The sequence below is a fragment of the Acinetobacter sp. P1(2023) genome, from assembly GCF_028367635.1.
In the GTDB taxonomy this organism is placed as follows: domain Bacteria; phylum Pseudomonadota; class Gammaproteobacteria; order Pseudomonadales; family Moraxellaceae; genus Acinetobacter; species Acinetobacter pittii_E.
The window spans coordinates 19,103-36,688 of record NZ_JAQNDD010000012.1 but is presented as its reverse complement, the minus strand read 5'-3'; the positions used below and the strand labels follow the sequence as shown (position 1 = coordinate 36,688).

Below are 17,586 nucleotides of genomic sequence, written 5' to 3'. Positions count from 1 at the left end.
ACTCCCAAAATTTTTCTTGTTATAGATAAAGCTTTTTGCCCTTACTTACTCTACAAAATGATCTTAAAATGTCCTTAAAGAAACATGATATTATTCTGTTCAAATGCAACTCATATCAAAAATTCTATCTGAATGAAAAATACCAAAATTAATGCACGCCATCTTATTATCGATTTATTTCTTTCTTCGGCTTACCCTCAACTCACCATTAAACAAATATTGATTGCTGCTAAACTTTTTAATATGAGTGACAACGGTATTCGTGTGGCTACGACTCGGCTATTAAATGAAGGCATGATAGAAAGTGTAGAGCGCGGTATTTATCAACTGTCGCCATCAACTAAAGAATGGGCAAAAGTCATTTTGAATCGTAAAAATGGCATTAAGCAGACTAAACAATGGCAACAGCAGTATCTTGCCGTATTTACTGGAACTTTAGGTCGTATTGATCGGACTGCTTTAAAAAAGAGAGAACGCGCTTTACATCAATTTGGTTTTAGAGAGCTCGAAACTGGTATTTATATACGTCCAGACAATTTAGCGTATAGCTTTGAAAAAACATGTGAAGAACTCGTTTTAGCAGGTCTTGAAAATGAAGCTAAAGTTTCTATTATTCAAAAATTTGACTCAGAAACAGTTTCGTTAATTCCTTCTTTATGGGATACCAAACAGCTTGAAAAAAACTATGAAATGTATAGTCAAGATATACAAGATTGGCTTTTGAACTATAAAAATTTATCTTTAAATGAGGCTGCTACTCAAGCTTTGTTATTAGGACGTGAAACAATTACCTTACTTATGAATGATCCTCTACTGCCCTCTCCATTTGTTGATGAACATGCCCGTAATCAGTTTGCTCAAAATGTACAGCAGCTCGATTCGATTGGACAAAAGCTATGGCAAAAACTTTATGAAAATGAATTAGCCCATTAAAAGGCGATTTATTTTTTTACAAACAAATATTTCACTTTTTAAAATTTTATGATTATATTTGTAATATAAAATATGAATGCCAAAATCTGATTTGGGAGAATAAAAATGAATGCACAAGTGAGTGTGACCGATCTATTTAGCAGAGAAGAAATACAGGAGCTCACACAACCCTCAGATGCATACGGCGCTTGGGCTGTTGCAAGCACATGGGCCGTTATTGGCGGAACATTTGCAAGTTTAATCATGATGTGGGATTACTTACCTAGCTGGGGCAAATTACTTGCTTGTATGCTAGCTTTGGCCATATTGGCGGGTCGCCAGTTATGTCTAGCAATTTTGATGCATGAGGCATCGCATAAAAGCCTATTTAAAAATAAGAAAATAAATGACTTCGTAGGTGAATGGCTATGCGCCCGTCCAATCTGGAATGATCTACAAAAATACCGCGTACACCATGTCCGTCATCATGCAAAAACCTCTACTCCAGATGACCCTGATCTTTCTTTAGTTTCTGGTTTTCCAGTAAGTAAAAAATCTCTTACTCGTAAATTCTTACGCGACTTAACGGGTATGACAGGATTAAAGTTTAGCTTTGGTCGAGTGTTAATGGATCTCGATTTAATGAAATGGACCGTTGCAAATGATCAAGTCTGGTTAGATCGAAGCAATAAAGATTTCGTTGATTATGCCAAAAGTCTTATCAAAAACAGTAGCGGTGCCATTGCAACAAATGTGGCTCTTTACGGTGTTTTAAAGGCGTTTGGGCAGCAACGTTTTTTTTGGTTATGGCCTTTAGCGTATTTAACACCATTTCCATTATTTTTAAGAATCCGCTCAATGGCCGAACATGCAGGCATGCAAACGAGTAATACAGCCTTAACCAATACACGCACGACACGCGCAGGTTGGATTGCTAGAAGCTTTGTGGCACCTATTCATGTCAATTATCATATGGAACACCACCTAATGGCTTCGGTGCCCTACTTCAAACTGCCGCGCATGCATCGACTATTAAGAGACCGCGGTCATGTTCCGGCACCACCTAGTTATTTGGAAGTGATTGAATCACTCTTATCTAAGCCAGAATAATCTACTTAATAATTGAAATGATCAATGAAAGGCCATGAAATTAAATTTATAGCCTTTTAACTTAAATCATCCATTTTATGCTGGGTTTGAAAATATTTAGGAGTAATCCCCATCCAACGCTTAAACGCACGAGTGAAGTGAGAAGTTTCGGCATAACCCAGCATTAAAGCCACTTTTTCAATCGACATGTTATTTTGAGCTAAAAGTTTCTGGGCATGTTCCTTTTTGAGAGAGTCTACCAAGATTGTAAAACTAGTATGATCAAGGGCTAAATAGCGTTGTAAGGTTCGCTCTGACATATTCATGATTTGAGCCACTTGCCCAACTTTTAATGTCTCCCCCTCCCCATCCAAAAGCAATTTTTCAGCAACTTGTTTAACGCGCCCTTTCCAACCACTTTTTAACTTTAACTTCTCTATATCCCGCTTACATTGCGCATTTAACAATGGCGCTAGCATTGGGTCTGCCGTTAATACAGGTTGTGCTAAATACTCTTTTGGAAATATCCAACAATTACGCTTTTGGTTAAATAAACAAGTCACAGCCAGTTGATGACTTATTTCGGCAAAACCTATAGGTTCTGGCATTTGTAATTCAACTTTTCCCAAATGAGAAAGCCCTGTTAGTTTTCTCGCGATTTGAACAAAACCGACTAACAAAAAAATGTTGGCATTTGAACTCAACTGAAATGCATCGACTGGCTGATGAATTGACCAATATGCATCATTATTTTCTTGTTTTAATTCTGGTTTAAAGACCTTGCAACGTGAACCAATGAAATGTTCAAGAATTTTCAGCGCTTCTCCTAAATTTGAAGAAACGATAGCAGCCATTCCGACTGAACCATAACATGAAGCTGTCATGTTTAAAGCTAAATATCCTGCCAGTGCTGGCTCTTTGCATAACTCAATGGCCCGTTCAATAAGTTGATTTAAGATGTTGAACTCAACATACCAGTAAGGCTTTTCTAATTGGCCTAAAGTTATTCCACTTTCCTCTAAAAGCTGATCACCAGAGACATCCCACCGCTTAATAGTTTCTACAATTAAATTAATATAAGTTCCGGGTAATTCTGGATTCATGAGCAACCCATTGAGCAAAATAAAATGGCGTGAAATGGTAAAAACTGTCAGTTCATGAACTATGCCATGCTTTTAAATTGATGCATAGTTAATCAAAACAAAATCCGTCGAATTGCATTAGACAGCACAGTTCCTGAAAAAGAATACAGGTCACCTTATGAATATTCTGATTGTCCATGCTCATCCAGAACCACAGTCTTTTACCACTGCTTTAAAAAGTACAGCCAAGCAAACCTTAGAAAAATTGGGGCACACAGTAAAGGTTTCAGATTTATATGCGATGAAATTTAACCCCGTTGCGTCCAAAGAGGATTTTCTAGAGCTCAATCAACCTGATTATTTTAACTATGCTCTAGAGCAAAGGAATGCCAGCAAAAATCAACTTCTAGCTCCAGATATTCAAGCAGAAATTGAAAAAGTAAAAAAAGCTGATTTAGTTATTTTTAATTTCCCACTTTATTGGACATCTGTTCCAGCAATTTTAAAGGGCTGGATTGATCGTGTTTTCGTCTCTGGCTTGTTTTATGGTGGTAAGCGGTTTTATAACCACGGCGGCATGGCAGGTAAAAAAGCGATGTTGTGTTTAACGCTCGGCGGTAGAACACACATGTTTGGAGAGAACTCTATTCATGGTTCAATCGAAAATTATCTATCGCCAATTCAGCGTGGTACTTTGGCATATGCTGGTTTTGAAGTCCTACCTCCATTCATTGCTTACCACGTACCGTACATTAGCCAAGAAGCACGAGAAAGCCTTCTTCAAGACTATGTGAATTATCTCTCTCACTTGGACCAGCTTGAACCACTAAAATTTCCTAAGCTAGAACAATTTGATGAAAAACTATATCCACTTTAATACTGTGTTTGAGCTCTAAAAATTAAATAGCCGAATCTAGATGATTATTTTCTAATGATCGCTTTTAAATAGAGACTCCAATTTCGCTCAAAAAATAGATCAAATGGTAAAAAAATTAAGCTAAACTTTTTTATAAAATTAAGAATATAAAAGTGAATCAATAATATACAGATGTAGAGAAACTAGACTTATCAACTAAAAATGATGACTAATACTCATTTCATAATCATTTAATTCATATTTTTACAAAAAAATCTTTGACCATTTTTCTTAGATTTGTGACAAAAATGTCATAAAAACAAAGCTCATCACTAATAGATAAAAAATATAAATATCAATTAATTAAATTAATTTAATAATGAAAATATTCCTTCATATTTCATTCATTATCGGCACTATTTGTATAAAAAGTGAGTACTCCTCAGTTCATATAACAGATTTACTCTTATTGTAATTATGCTATTTTTGTTACATGGAGTTATCAAAGCTTCTATTACTTGTAATTAGGAGCTTTGAAGGCAACACAGTTTAAACGGTTTAACTCTGTTACTTTTAAAAAAATGTCTTGAAGTTCAAGGAAAGATTAAAATGAAATTAAAACATCTGAGCACTGCAATGATTTTAGCAACGCTGCCTGCAACTGGGGTTTTTGCAGCAGCATTGGATCGCTCTGGACAATCAATGTCTGCATTTTTGCAGCCTGGTAACTACTTTGAAGCGGGTATTTCTGTTTTAGACCCAGATGTATCAGGTAAAGAAGCAGGATCAAGCGCAACTCGCCGTAATATTAGCGATATGGGGGAGGATTATTTTTTCCCAAATGCAGCTTTAAAACTACAACTTAACGATAAATTCTCATTTGGTTTAATTTACGATCAACCTTTTGGTGCAGATGCAGAATATTCTGGGAAAAATGTATTTGTATCAGACTCTTCTAATACAATTTTAGCCCAAGACAGATTAGATGTAATTCGTGCCAATACTATTGATACAACTTTTAATGGATTAACTAGCGATCAGCGTGTTGGTGCTGCTCTACAAGCCCAAGGAGTTGATTTAAGCTCTGATGCCGGGAAAGCAAAATTTGCTGCTACTTTAAATGCTTATAATAATGATGCAGCTACGAAAGCTGCTATCGATGCGGGCGTAAAACAAGGCGTTGCAGCAAGAGTAGATGCTGGTATAAATGAAATTAATGGTTTACTTGGCAAAGGTGGCACCAAAGTTGAAGTTGATACTCAAAACCTTGCTATGGTTTTTGGTTTTCAACCAAATAAAAACTGGAACCTCTATGCAGGTGGTGTATATCAAACAATTAAAGGAAATATTAGCCTCCGTGGACAAGCTTATAGTATCTACAATGGCTATGATGCAGACATCAAAGAAACTGGCGGTGTGGGTTGGTTAGCAGGTTTTGCTTATCAAATTCCTGAAATTGCTCTTAAAGCTTCTTTAACTTATCGTTCTGAAGTTGACCATGACGTCAATATTCGTGAAAATTTGCCTACACTTCCTGCTCTTTCATTATTAGGGCAAGCTGCTGCGGCTGATGCAATTAAAAATAGCTCAGCAGATACTACAATTACAACACCTCAATCAGTTAACTTTGATTTCCAAACAGGCATCATGGCTGACACCGTTGCGTTTGCAAACATTCGTTGGGTGAACTGGAAAGATTTCTCTGTTCAACCATACAAATTTGGCCAACTATCAAAAGTTGTAGGGCCTATTGTCAACCGCCCAAATGGTTTCGATTTGGTTAGCTATACAGATGACCAATGGACAGTAACCACAGGTGTTGGTCGTAAACTCAATGACAAATGGGCAGGTAACGTGTCTGTGGGTTGGGACTCGGGTGCTGGTGACCCAATCACAACTTTAGGTCCAACTGAAGGTTACTGGAACGTAGGTCTAGGTCTACAATATAGCCCTACTCCACAAACATTTATTGCTGGTGGTGTAAAATATTTCTGGTTGGGTGATGCCAAAGCTCAAACAGGTGCGCAAGCAGGTAGTGATGAATATGTTGCAGAGTTCTCTGACAACAACGCAATCGCTTATGGTTTAAAACTTGGTTATAAATTCTAAGTTTCAAAACTCATTCATATAAAAAAAGGCGCTTTAAGCGCCTTTTTTATGATTTATTCTTAAGCTGGGATTGTACGCTGTGAAACCGAACGGATTGCTTCTTTTAATGCATCATATCCGCGGATAGCAGGAAACTGTGGAAACTCAGCAATCACGTTTTCTGGCGCATCAAATAAGAAACCATGGTCCGCTTCACCAAGCATGGTTGTATCGTTATACGAATCGCCAGCTGCGATTACTCGGAAATTTAAACCATGTAGTGCTTTAACCGATTCGCGTTTTTGATCTGGTTGACGTAATTTATAAGCTGTAATCATTCCTTCTTCATCTGTCTCTAATTTATGACAGAAAATGGTTGGCCAACCCAATTGCTTCATCAAAGGATGAGCAAACTCATAGAAAGTATCTGACAAGATCACGAGTTGGAAATGAGTGCTCACCCATTCAACAAACTCTTTTGCACCTGGTAATGGCCCCATCTCGGCAATGACTTCTTGAATGTCATTTAAGCCTAAACCGTGTTGTTTTAAGATATTCAAGCGCTGAGTCATTAAAACATCATAATCCGGAATATCACGAGTTGTTGCTTCGAGTTCTTTAATCCCTGTTTTTTTTGCGAAATTGATCCAGATTTCAGGAACTAAAACCCCTTCCAGATCTAGGCATACGATTTCCATGAATGCTTCCAACGTTGGTTAAAAATTGCTGTATCATACCATTAAGATTTTCAGTTTTGCGTTGTTATTGATCAAATCAATTTTATTCATAAGGTTCGAAATTAAAGTGCTAAGCACTTTATTAACTATCCTTTAGAATATTTTTCATAAATCAATGCGCCCAAGCCTTTTGCCAGGAACACACATGACCGTTATTCCGACTATTGATATCGTAGATGCTCTTGCTGCTGAGTATGCAACCAAAAGCCCTCGAGAAATTTTAGAACTTGCCTTAAGCCAACAAGGTGAAATTGCGATTTCGTTTTCGGGAGCAGAAGATGTTGTTTTAATTGATATTGCTTCACGTTTAGGTAAGCCGTTCCGTGTGTTTAGTCTCGATACTGGCCGACTCCACGCTGAAACCTATCAATTTATTGAAACTGTCCGTAAACACTACAATATCAATATCGAAATTTGTTTCCCTGAATCTGAAGCTGTCCAAAACATGGTCAACGAAAAAGGTTTATTTAGCTTTTTTACAGATGGGCACCAAGAATGTTGCGGTATCCGAAAAGTTCAGCCTTTACGTAAAAAACTTGCGACTTTAGATGGCTGGATTACCGGTCAACGTAAAGATCAAAGCCCTGGTACACGTACTGAAATTCCAGTAGTACAAGCTGATGCGGGCTTCTCTGGTCCAGGTAAGCAACTCATTAAATATAATCCTCTAGCAAATTGGACAAGTGCTGAGGTATGGAGCTACATCCGTATGATGGAAATTCCATATAACCCTCTTCATGAGCGCGGTTTTGTTTCTATTGGATGTGAACCATGTACTCGACCTGTATTACCAAACCAACATGAGCGTGAAGGTCGCTGGTGGTGGGAAGAAGCCACTCAAAAAGAATGTGGATTACATGCAGGTAATATGAAAAAGTAATTTATTATCAAAAAACCACTGGTAAATCAGTGGTTTTTTTTGTGTCATGTTGCGTACACAAAGTCATATTTTCTCTACTCTAAACGCTATATACTTAATTTTACGGTTCTATAATTCTAATAAGAGCTCATATAAGGGCTTCTTAGAAAAATGCATGAGGCACAATGATTTATGCGTCCATTACACCCAATTGATTTCATTTTTCTGTCGCTCGAAAAAAGACAGCAACCCATGCATGTCGGTGGATTATTTTTATTTGAAATTCCTGAAAATGCACCAGAAACCTTTGTACATGATTTAGTAGAAGATATCAGACGCTCAAAAAGTATTCCTATTCCTCCCTTCAATAACCGTTTAAATGGCCTATTTTGGGATGAAGATGAAGAGTTCGATATCGATCATCACTTTCGCCACATTGCTCTGCCTCATCCTGGCCGTATTCGCGAACTTCTGGTTTATATTTCACAGCAGCATAGCTCACTAATTGACCGTGCCAAGCCTCTTTGGACTTGTGACATTATTGAAGGAATCGAAGGCAATCGCTTTGCCATGTATTTTAAAATCCATCATGCAATGGTCGACGGTGTTGCTGGTATGCGTTTGATTGAGAAATCTCTATCAAAAACACCAGAAGAAAAACATGTTGTTCCTTTATGGTGTGTTGAGAGCAAAAGAACTAAACGCCTAAAAGTACCGACGCCAAGTACAAGTAAAATTAAAAGTATTTTAGGTGGAATTAAGTCCCAACTCGATATCGCTCCAAAAGTCATGCAAGAGCTATCTCAGACTATCTTCAAAGAAATGGGCAAAAATCCTGATTATGTTTCTACCTTTCAGGCACCAGTTTCTATTTTAAACCAAAGAGTCAGTGCTTCACGTCGTTTTGCGGCCCAATCATTTGAACTGAGCCGCCTTAGAAAAATTTCAAAAGCATTAGGCGTGACGATTAATGATGTTGTGCTGGCTGTATGTTCAGGTGCTTTACGTGAATATTTGATTAGTCAAAACAGCTTACCTAAAAAGCCACTGATTGCCATGGTTCCCGCTTCATTACGTACAGATGATTCTGACGTGAGCAACCGAATTACCATGATTTTGGCAAATTTAGGGACCCATAAAGATCAACCGTTAGAACGTCTAGAAATCATTCGCCGTAGCATGCAAAACTCGAAGCAGCGCTTTAGTCGAATGACTGCGAATGAAATTTTAAACTATAGCGCTGTTGTTTATGGACCGGCAGGATTAAACATCATGTCAGGAATGCTTCCTAAGCGTCAGGCGTTCAATTTAGTGATTTCCAATGTACCAGGACCACGTGAGCCGCTTTATTGGAATGGCGCGAAACTAGACGCTCTCTATCCTGCTTCGATTGTTATGGATGGACAAGCTCTAAACATTACCATGACCAGTTATTTAGATAAGCTTGAAGTTGGATTAACAGCTTGTCGAAATGCTTTACCGAAAATGCAAAACCTTTTGACTCATTTAGAAGATGAGATTCAACGTTTTGAAGAAATTATTGCAGAGAAACAACTGAAACATCATTCAGCAAGTTAGAAAAAATTAAGGGGCTTTAAATTGGCCCCTTATTTTTTGATTGTGCGGCACTGGTTAAGTAACTGATGACATACTGAACGAATCATTGCAGTTGTAATCGGTACTTCTTTACCTTGGTCATTCAACATATAGCAGCTATTTACTGGCGTGCTTTCTAAAACATGTTTAAGACCGTTGCTAATTAAGTTTTCACTTACATTCATGGGTTATACCTCTTATTGTTTGCTAAGACGTTTAATAGGGAGAACGTCTACGGCTACTGTATGTAAGTAGTATTTAAAATTCATGAATGAAAGTAAAATTTCAGTTGTAACAAGGATTAAGCGATATCTTGTTACAACTTTAACTTAAAATGATATCGTATTGCTCTTGCGTATATAAATTTTCGACCTGAAATTTAATAACACGGTTAATAAAATGCTCTAAATCGGCTACTGCTGGTGCTTCTGCTGTTAATAATCGGTCAATCACAGAAGGATGCGCAACAACAGTAAAGCCACTCGTTGACTCGAATGCGCGGGTATAACGTAATATCTCACGAAATATTTCGTAACACACTGTCTCTGCTGTTTTGACAAAACCACGCCCCTGACACGTTGGACATGATTCACATAATAAATGTTCTAACGATTCACGAGTTCGTTTACGAGTCATTTCGACCAGTCCAAGTTCTGACACTTGAGTAATTTTGGTCTTAGCGTGATCTCGCTCAAGCATTTTTTCAAACTGACGCATCACCTCTTCACGGTGAGTTGCTTCTTGCATGTCAATAAAATCAATAATCAGAATACCCCCCAAATTACGCAGTCTAAGTTGACGCGCGATAACTTGAGTCGCTTCCATATTGGTTTTAAAAACCGTGTCTTCAAGACTACGACCACCGACATATGAACCCGTGTTAACGTCAATCGTTGTCATGGCCTCAGTCTGGTCAATCATCAGATAGCCACCCGACTTCAAAGCTACGCGGGTTTGCAAAGCTTTTTGAATATCTTCTTCAACATTGTAAAGATCAAATAGCGGTCGCTCACCCGGATAATGGATGAGACGATTCTTCATATTTGGAACAAACTCTTCTACAAATTCAAGCAACTTTGCATGAATCTCTCGCGAATCGACATAAATCTTTGCCGTTTCTTCGCTCGCCAAATCACGAATAATACGTTGAGGTAATGGAAGTTCTTCAAAAATTAAAGAAGGGACAGCAACATCAGTCTGCTTACGCTGAATGTATTCCCATAATTTACTCAGATAGCACATGTCTTGTGCGATTTCTGCCTCATCTACACCTTCGGCAGCTGTACGGACAATCACACTACCGGGTAAATTATGTTCTGCTTGAATACTTTCAATAATATTACGTAGTCGCTCTCGCTCTTCTTCTGATTCAATACGCTGCGAAACACCAATATGATTTCCATATGGCATGAGAACCAGATAACGAGAAGGAATTGAAAGATCTGTACTTAGACGTGCACCTTTTGTACCCAACATATCTTTCATAACTTGGACAGTAAGGGTTTGTCCAGGATGTAATAATTCAAAGACATTTGGGGTAGGCTGCGAACGAGGCCAAACCATATCATTGATATGTAAAAAGGCTGTTCGAGACAGACCAATATCCACAAAAGCAGCTTGCATGCCCGGAAGCACTCGTACTACTTTACCTTTGTAAATATTGCCGACTAGACCGCGCTTGACTGTACGCTCGACATACAGCTCATTAACAGTTCCATTTTCGATTAATGCCACCCGACACTCCATAGGCGTGACATTAATAAGTAGTTCTTCTGACATACATAAACTCAAAGCATTATAAAATTTTTATTAAAGAGTCAGAGAAGCTGTTAACTTTAACTTTGTCTAGTGTTCGTCGACAATGCTATTCAATTAAGAATGATAACAACCCCTTATGTCTTTACTCTTTTTAATAACTGTGCAAATTCGTATAAAGGAAGTCCTACCACATTACTATAACTTCCTTGAATTTGGGGAATATATTGCGAGGCAATTCCTTGAATTGCGTACCCACCCGCCTTTCCAACAGGCTCACCTGTGGTCCAATAATCTTCCATATCTTGTGTAGTCAGGTGCTGGAACTCAACTTGTGTTTGCACTACCTGACTTAACATTTGTTGTTGAGTCGCAACGCATAGTCCAGAAAAAACATCGTGCCAACGTCCAGACAATTTTTTCCAAATTTCAAAGGCATGCTTTTTCGATTCAGGCTTACCAATAATTTGACCATCAAGTCCTAGACTTGTATCAGCAGCAATAACAATTGCATCTGGAAAAAGCTTCAATACGATTTGTGCCTTTTCTCTAGCTAAACGTTCAACATAATGATGAACCAGTTCATTTTCATGTACCGACTCATCAATATCAGGACTATAGATTTCAAAATCCAAGCCAAGTTGTTGTAACAGCTCCTTCCGACGAGGAGAGCTAGATGCTAAAACTATATGCGCCATTTTGCCAAACAATAATAGACGACTGGCCACGTGATGATACTCGTCATCAAAGGTTGCCAATGTCTAGCAATCGAAAAATGAATTCCGCCCATGGTCTGTGTTACCCACATAAAAGCTAAGTGGGTAATAATGACCAGCGTTGCTATCGTCCATAAATTAACAAAAGTTAAAATACGGCGTTCCCGAATTAAAAAACGGGTAAGAAAAGTCACAATTACAAAGCTTAAGGCATTGAGACCTAAAGGTGCATCAAGCAATAAGTCTGTAAAAATCCCCATCCCGAATGCAAACCAGACCCCACACCATGTTGGCTGACATACTACCCAAAATAGCATAATCATTAACATGAATAATGGTCGCCAGCCTGAAATATCATAGGATAGCGGGTAAACCATGAGTACAGAGCCCACAATAACGGAGAGAATAATTCCCCATAATGGGTCTTTACGCTTTTCTCGTTTGAGTTTAGCGATCGGCATAAGGCTGCTCCTTCGCTAAGGACTCAGAGAAAAGTACAACTACATGGTGCCCTGTGGCTAATTGCGCTGCTGGTGTGACATCAATTTCAGCAAACTCACCTGAATTATGACGTCTTATTTTGGCAACTGTACCCACAGCGTAACCTGCCGGGAAATGTTCACCCAAGCCTGAGCTAAACACTTTATCACCCACCAGAATATTAGCGCTGGTCGGAACATATTCCATTTTTAAACGGCCTAAATCACCTGTACCAGAAACAATCGCTCGCATTCCTGTACGCTCAAGTCGTACCGACAGTGAATGCTCTTTATCAGATAACAACATTACACGTGAGCTATGAGGATACACATTGATGATCTGCCCCATAATCCCCTTATTATCCAAAACCGTTTGTCCGACCTTGATATGGTCCATAGAGCCTCGGTTAATAATGATGATATGACGCAATGGATCTGCATCAGTCCCAATCACTTCGGCAATTTCCATACGGCCATCAATAATTAACGGTGTATCAAGAAGTCCTCGTAAACGGGTATTTTCAGCAGATAATTCAGAAAGCTTCTGTAAGCGGACTTGAGCTTGTAAAAGCTCAGCCTGCATCGCGGTATTTTCACGACGCAGTTGTGCTTCAGATTTTGTTTGTTGATTCAGCCATTCTCTCGACAGTACTGGATAACTGGCCAATGCATAAATTGGGTTATATGCAGCGTACAAGACATCCCTTGCTGGCTGAATTACATAAGGCATGCGCCAATCAAAGAACAGCACAACCAAGCATGTAATGACCGCAATAATGAACGAGCGGAAAGATGGCGGCTGTCTTGAAAAAATATTCGGTTGCACCGCCTAATCCTTAAACTTAACCGACGAAAAGCATGTCATGGTTCGGATTGTCGAAGAATTCCAATACTTTACCACCACCACGGGTTACACAAGTAAGAGGATCTTCAGCAACAACAACCGGTAAACCAGTTTCTTGAGCTAATAATTTATCAAGGTTACGAAGTAACGCACCACCACCTGTCAATACAATACCGCGCTCAGCAATATCAGAAGAAAGTTCAGGAGGAGTTTGCTCAAGTGCCGATTTAACAGCGCTTACAATACTTTGTAATGGATCAGAGATTGCTTGAGTAATTTCGTCAGAAGTTACAGTAATTGCACGAGGTACACCTTCTGCAAGGTTACGACCACGAACTTCGATTTCTAATGTCGTACCATCAGAAACAGCCATACCGACTTCTTTTTTAATAATTTCAGCAGTGGTTTCACCAATTACACAACCGTGAGCTTTACGAACATAATTGATGATTTGCTCATCAAAAACATCACCGCCGATGCGTAAAGAGTCAGCATAGACACAACCTTGCAATGAAATAATTGCAATTTCAGTTGTACCACCACCAACATCCACAACCATAGAACCACATGCTTGTTCAACTGGCATACCTGCGCCAATTGCAGCAGCCATAGGCTCTTCAATCAAACGAACATCACGGGCACCCGCATTAAATACTGCTTCGCGAATCGCACGACGCTCGACCAAAGTTGATTTACATGGTACACATACAACTACACGAGGTGCAGGTGGGAACAAACGTTTTTCGTGAACTTTACCAATAAACTGATTCAACATGGTTTCAGTCACTTCAAAATCCGCAATTACACCGTCTTTCATTGGACGAATTGCAGAAATATTCGCAGGCGTACGGCCCAGCATTTGCTTAGCATCTAGACCTACAGCAGCAACAATTTTTTGTGAACCACTGTGACGAATTGCCACAACTGTTGGTTCATTTAATATAATGCCGCGGCCTGGTGCATAAATAAGTGTATTTGCTGTACCTAAATCAATGGCTAGATCCGGCGAAAACAAGCCAATTAGTCGTTTTAGAATCACGGTTCGTTCTCAGTTAAACTTTCATGTGGATGCAAGGTGGCAACTTTAAACTAAATGTGATGATTTGAACAAGTCAATCGCTTATTATAACGCACGATATTTTGAAAATTTTTAATACTGATTAGGTGATGTTATGTCTACATCGGATGCACAGCATTCAGCAGATTTAAATGCACAAACAGTTTCAGCAATCGCCAATCTTGCTCGATTGTCGCTCAATGATACGCAATCTGCTGAATATGCTCAAAGTCTAAATAAAATTTTAGGCATGATGGAAACCTTAAAAGGCATTGATACGGAAGGCGTAGAACCTTTGAAAAGTCCTTTTGACAATCCTCAACCTTTACGTGCTGATGTGGTAACTGAAAGCAATCATCGAGATGAATACCAAGCGGTTGCGCCTGCAACTGAAGATGGTTTGTATCTTGTTCCTCGCGTGATTGAATAACTTTTACTCAATTAACCATCTTCCCTATTTTGAATGTAAAGAAATTTTACTCATGACTGATTTACATCGCTTATCAATTCGTGAACTTGCTGAGGGCTTAAGCCAAGCGAAGTTTTCATCTCGCGAACTGACTGAACATTATTTGCAACGTATTGCTAAAATTGACCCACTGGTAAAAAGCTACGTGACGGTTACGCCTGAACAAGCGCTTGCTGAAGCCGACGCTGCCGATGCAGCATTAAAAGCAGGTAATGCAACAGCTTTAACGGGTATTCCTCTTGCGCATAAAGATATCTTTTGTACCAAAGGTATTAAAACGACTGCTGGTTCAAAAATATTAGACAACTTCATTTCTCCTTACGATGCAACTGTTGTTGAAAAAACAAAAGCAGCCGGTCTTGTCACTTTAGGTAAAGTGAACATGGATGAGTTTGCGATGGGCTCAACATCTGAAAGCTCATATGTTGGCGCAACGAGTAACCCATGGGCACTTGACCATGTTCCGGGTGGTTCGTCAGGTGGTTCTGCTGCGGCTGTAGCGGCTGATTTAGCACCATTTGCTACAGGTACTGATACAGGTGGTTCAATTCGTCAACCAGCTTCTTTCTGTGGTTTAACAGGCCTAAAACCAACCTACGGTCGTGTATCTCGTTTCGGGATCATTGCTTATGCATCATCTTTAGACCAAGCAGGTCCAATGGCACGCTCTGCTGAAGACTGTGCTTACCTCATGAATGTAATTGCAGGTCACGATGCAAAAGACTCGACTTCGGTTAAAAAAGAAGTTGATGACTACGTTGCAAACTTAAACAACACATCTGTAAAAGGTCTACGCATTGGTATTCCTAAACAATACTTTAACGTTGCAGGTTTAGATGCAGATGTTAAAGCACGTGTTGAAGAGTCTTTGAAAGAGCTTGAAGAAATGGGTGCGACTCTTGTTGAGATTGACCTCAGCATGACTGAAGCTTATGTGCCAACGTATTATCTCATTGCACCAGCTGAAGCATCTTCTAACTTGTCACGTTATGATGGTGTTCGTTACGGCTACCGCTGTGAAAACCCAGCTGACTTGATGGATCTTTATAAACGCTCTCGCTCAGAAGGTTTTGGTCCAGAAGTTCAACGCCGTATCCTTATTGGTACATACGCACTTTCTGCGGGTTATTACGATGCTTACTATGTAAAAGCACAAAAAGTACGTCGTCTAATTCAACAAGACTTCTTAAAAGCATTTGAAAATGTAGATGTAATCGCTGCTCCTTCTGCACCAACAACTGCATATAAGATTGGTGCAAACTTAAGTCCAACTGAAATGTATTTAGGCGATATCTATACACTTGCAGTGAACTTAGCAGGCTTACCAGCAATTAATGCTCCTGTTGGTTTTGATAAAGACAGCTTGCCTGTCGGCTTACAGTTGATTGGTAACTATTGGTCAGAATCGCAATTGTTATCGATTATTCATCAATACCAACAAAACACCGATTTCCATACTCAACGTGCGGCAATTGCTGAGGAGAACGCATAATGGCTGAAGCTCAAAAGTTGAAATTGATTGACGGTTGGGAAGTCGTTATTGGTATCGAGATTCACACTCAGCTTGCAACCAATTCTAAAATTTTCTCTGGTTCATCGACTGAATTTGGTCAAGACCCAAACACGCAAGCGAGCCTTGTGGACTTGGCTATGCCGGGTGTACTTCCAGTTTTGAATGAAAAAGTGGTTGATCTTGCAATTCGCTTCGGTCTTGGAATTGATGCTTACATCGACCAAGCATCAGTATTTGCACGTAAAAACTACTTCTACCCTGACTCGCCAAAAGGCTACCAAATTAGCCAAATGGATAACCCAATTGTGGGTTTGGGCCACATCGACATTCAGCTTGAAGATGGTACGACTAAACGCATTGGCGTAACTCGTGCTCACCTTGAAGAAGATGCTGGTAAATCCGTACACGACCAATTTGAAGGTATGTCTGGCATTGACTTAAACCGTGCTGGTACACCTTTACTTGAAATCGTTTCTGAACCAGACATGCGTTCAGTTGAAGAAGCTGTTGCTTACATTAAAGCGATTCACACATTAGTACGTTGGTTAGGTATTTCTGACGGTAACATGGCAGAAGGTTCATTCCGTGCCGACTGTAACGTATCTTTACGTCGTCCGGGCCAACCTTTTGGTACGCGCTGTGAACTTAAAAACCTCAATTCATTCCGTTTCATTGAGCAAGCGATCAATGTTGAAATTGAACGCCAAATGGAAATTTTGGAATACGGCGGAAGTATCGACCAAGAAACTCGTTTGTTCGATCCAAACAAAATGGAAACGCGCTCTATGCGTTCTAAAGAAGAAGCGAATGACTACCGCTACTTCCCCGATCCAGATTTGTTACCTGTGATTATTGCAGATGAGCAAATCGAAGCTGCTCGCGCTGCACTTCCAGAGCTCCCTGCTGCTCGCCGTGCGCGCTTTATCGCAGACTTTGGTGTAACTGAGTACGATGCACATGTACTTACGCTCTCACGCGAAATGGCAGACTTCTATGAAGCTGTTGTGGCTGCTGCTGGCGGTGCGAAGCAAGGTAAAGTATCAGCAAACTGGGTAATGGGTGAATTCTCAGGTGCGTTAAACAAAGCTGGCCTAGACTTAGCAGACTCTCCTGTTTCTGCTGAACAACTTGGCGGCATGATTGCACGCATTATTGACAACACCATTAGCGGTAAGATTGCTAAACAAGTCTTTGGCTTTATGTGGGAATCGGAAGGTAAATCTGCCGATGACATTATTGCGGAAAAAGGCTTAAAGCAAGAAACTGACACTGGTGCAATTGAAGCGATCATTAAAGAAGTACTTGCAGCCAATGAAAAAATGGTTGAAGAGTACAAGTCTGGTAAAGAAAAAGCCTTTAACGGTCTTGTTGGTCAAGTCATGAAAGCTTCTAAGGGTAAAGCCAACCCTGCTCAAGTAAATGAATTAATGAAAAAATTGATTGGTTAATTTCATTAGCTAACTCAAAAAAAGCCTCGATTTATCGGGGCTTTTTTACATCCTTATGAAACATCCTTCGACTAAAGAATGTGCTT

The 17,586-nt window shown here is 39.5% G+C and carries 17 protein-coding genes; 9 read left to right on the top strand and 8 right to left on the bottom strand.

Translation table 11 applies throughout. The features are described from left to right. Positions 1–132: 132 nt before the first annotated feature. Both POD11_RS15685 and POD11_RS15680 read left to right on the top strand, forming a co-directional pair. Entirely contained in the window at positions 133–933 is an 801-nt protein-coding gene (locus POD11_RS15685) for a PaaX family transcriptional regulator C-terminal domain-containing protein (protein ID WP_262457850.1), read from the top strand. Positions 934–1,038: 105 nt separating this feature from the next. Continuing rightward, positions 1,039–2,022 (top strand): fatty acid desaturase family protein, encoded by a 984-nt coding sequence (locus tag POD11_RS15680; RefSeq protein WP_262457849.1) that lies wholly within the window; start codon positions 1,039–1,041, stop codon positions 2,020–2,022. A 56-nt stretch (positions 2,023–2,078) separates the two neighbouring features. On the opposite strand, the gene POD11_RS15675 is transcribed toward POD11_RS15680, so the two are convergent. Further along, the gene (locus POD11_RS15675; RefSeq protein ID WP_262457848.1) at positions 2,079–3,104 is read right to left on the bottom strand and encodes an AraC family transcriptional regulator; all 1,026 of its coding nucleotides are present in this window, start codon (positions 3,102–3,104) and stop codon (positions 2,079–2,081) included. Between the two features lie 157 nt (positions 3,105–3,261). Here POD11_RS15675 and POD11_RS15670 point away from each other — a divergent pair, with 157 nt between their 5' ends. Next, positions 3,262–3,960 (top strand): NAD(P)H-dependent oxidoreductase, encoded by a 699-nt coding sequence (locus POD11_RS15670; RefSeq protein WP_262457846.1) that lies wholly within the window; start codon positions 3,262–3,264, stop codon positions 3,958–3,960. A gap of 588 nt (positions 3,961–4,548) precedes the next feature. Further along, complete coding sequence (locus POD11_RS15665; protein WP_262457845.1) at positions 4,549–6,048, top strand: outer membrane protein transport protein; 1,500 nt, start codon at positions 4,549–4,551, stop codon at positions 6,046–6,048. Positions 6,049–6,107: 59 nt separating this feature from the next. Here the strand turns inward: POD11_RS15665 and thrH are convergent, their stop codons facing one another. Further along, the gene (gene thrH / locus POD11_RS15660; protein ID WP_016143158.1) at positions 6,108–6,725 is read right to left on the bottom strand and encodes a bifunctional phosphoserine phosphatase/homoserine phosphotransferase ThrH; all 618 of its coding nucleotides are present in this window, start codon (positions 6,723–6,725) and stop codon (positions 6,108–6,110) included. Between the two features lie 184 nt (positions 6,726–6,909). Here thrH and POD11_RS15655 point away from each other — a divergent pair, with 184 nt between their 5' ends. Both POD11_RS15655 and POD11_RS15650 read left to right on the top strand, forming a co-directional pair. Further along, positions 6,910–7,644 carry a phosphoadenylyl-sulfate reductase gene (locus POD11_RS15655; RefSeq protein WP_005064416.1) on the top strand — a complete coding sequence of 245 codons (735 nt, stop codon included), beginning with the start codon at positions 6,910–6,912 and terminating at the stop codon, positions 7,642–7,644. Positions 7,645–7,815: 171 nt separating this feature from the next. Then, positions 7,816–9,201, top strand: a complete 1,386-nt coding sequence (locus POD11_RS15650) for a WS/DGAT/MGAT family O-acyltransferase (protein WP_224992852.1) — start codon at positions 7,816–7,818, stop codon at positions 9,199–9,201. 29 nt (positions 9,202–9,230) lie between these two features. Here POD11_RS15650 and POD11_RS15645 read toward each other — a convergent pair whose 3' ends face one another. The 6 genes from POD11_RS15645 to POD11_RS15620 form a co-directional block, all read right to left on the bottom strand. Further along, on the bottom strand, positions 9,231–9,404 hold the full coding sequence (locus POD11_RS15645; RefSeq protein ID WP_002116397.1) for a PA1571 family protein: 174 nt from the start codon (positions 9,402–9,404) through the stop codon (positions 9,231–9,233). Between the two features lie 139 nt (positions 9,405–9,543). Beyond that, positions 9,544–10,998, bottom strand: coding sequence for a ribonuclease G (gene rng, locus POD11_RS15640; RefSeq protein WP_224992850.1), 1,455 nt, complete (start codon positions 10,996–10,998; stop codon positions 9,544–9,546). A 113-nt stretch (positions 10,999–11,111) separates the two neighbouring features. Further along, positions 11,112–11,672, bottom strand: coding sequence for a Maf-like protein (locus tag POD11_RS15635; RefSeq protein ID WP_262457906.1), 561 nt, complete (start codon positions 11,670–11,672; stop codon positions 11,112–11,114). After that, positions 11,660–12,151 (bottom strand): rod shape-determining protein MreD, encoded by a 492-nt coding sequence (gene mreD / locus POD11_RS15630; RefSeq protein ID WP_262457843.1) that lies wholly within the window; start codon positions 12,149–12,151, stop codon positions 11,660–11,662. Before mreD ends, POD11_RS15635 begins: the two co-directional genes overlap by 13 nt. Beyond that, on the bottom strand, positions 12,138–12,995 hold the full coding sequence (gene mreC, locus POD11_RS15625) for a rod shape-determining protein MreC (protein ID WP_262457842.1): 858 nt from the start codon (positions 12,993–12,995) through the stop codon (positions 12,138–12,140). Before mreC ends, mreD begins: the two co-directional genes overlap by 14 nt. A gap of 16 nt (positions 12,996–13,011) precedes the next feature. After that, a complete protein-coding gene (locus POD11_RS15620) occupies positions 13,012–14,052 on the bottom strand; it encodes a rod shape-determining protein (RefSeq protein ID WP_000601379.1) in 1,041 nt (346 codons plus the stop codon). Between the two features lie 133 nt (positions 14,053–14,185). Between POD11_RS15620 and gatC the strand changes: the two genes are divergently transcribed. Genes gatC through gatB form a run of 3 tightly spaced genes read left to right on the top strand, consistent with a single transcriptional unit; the run spans position 14,186 to position 17,500 of the window. Further along, the gene (gatC, locus tag POD11_RS15615) at positions 14,186–14,500 is read left to right on the top strand and encodes an Asp-tRNA(Asn)/Glu-tRNA(Gln) amidotransferase subunit GatC (RefSeq protein ID WP_262457841.1); all 315 of its coding nucleotides are present in this window, start codon (positions 14,186–14,188) and stop codon (positions 14,498–14,500) included. Between the two features lie 52 nt (positions 14,501–14,552). Next, the gene (gene gatA / locus POD11_RS15610) at positions 14,553–16,031 is read left to right on the top strand and encodes an Asp-tRNA(Asn)/Glu-tRNA(Gln) amidotransferase subunit GatA (RefSeq protein WP_262457840.1); all 1,479 of its coding nucleotides are present in this window, start codon (positions 14,553–14,555) and stop codon (positions 16,029–16,031) included. Continuing rightward, the gene (gatB, locus tag POD11_RS15605) at positions 16,031–17,500 is read left to right on the top strand and encodes an Asp-tRNA(Asn)/Glu-tRNA(Gln) amidotransferase subunit GatB (RefSeq protein WP_002116348.1); all 1,470 of its coding nucleotides are present in this window, start codon (positions 16,031–16,033) and stop codon (positions 17,498–17,500) included. Before gatA ends, gatB begins: the two co-directional genes overlap by 1 nt. The last annotated feature ends 86 nt before the right edge of the window (positions 17,501–17,586 follow it).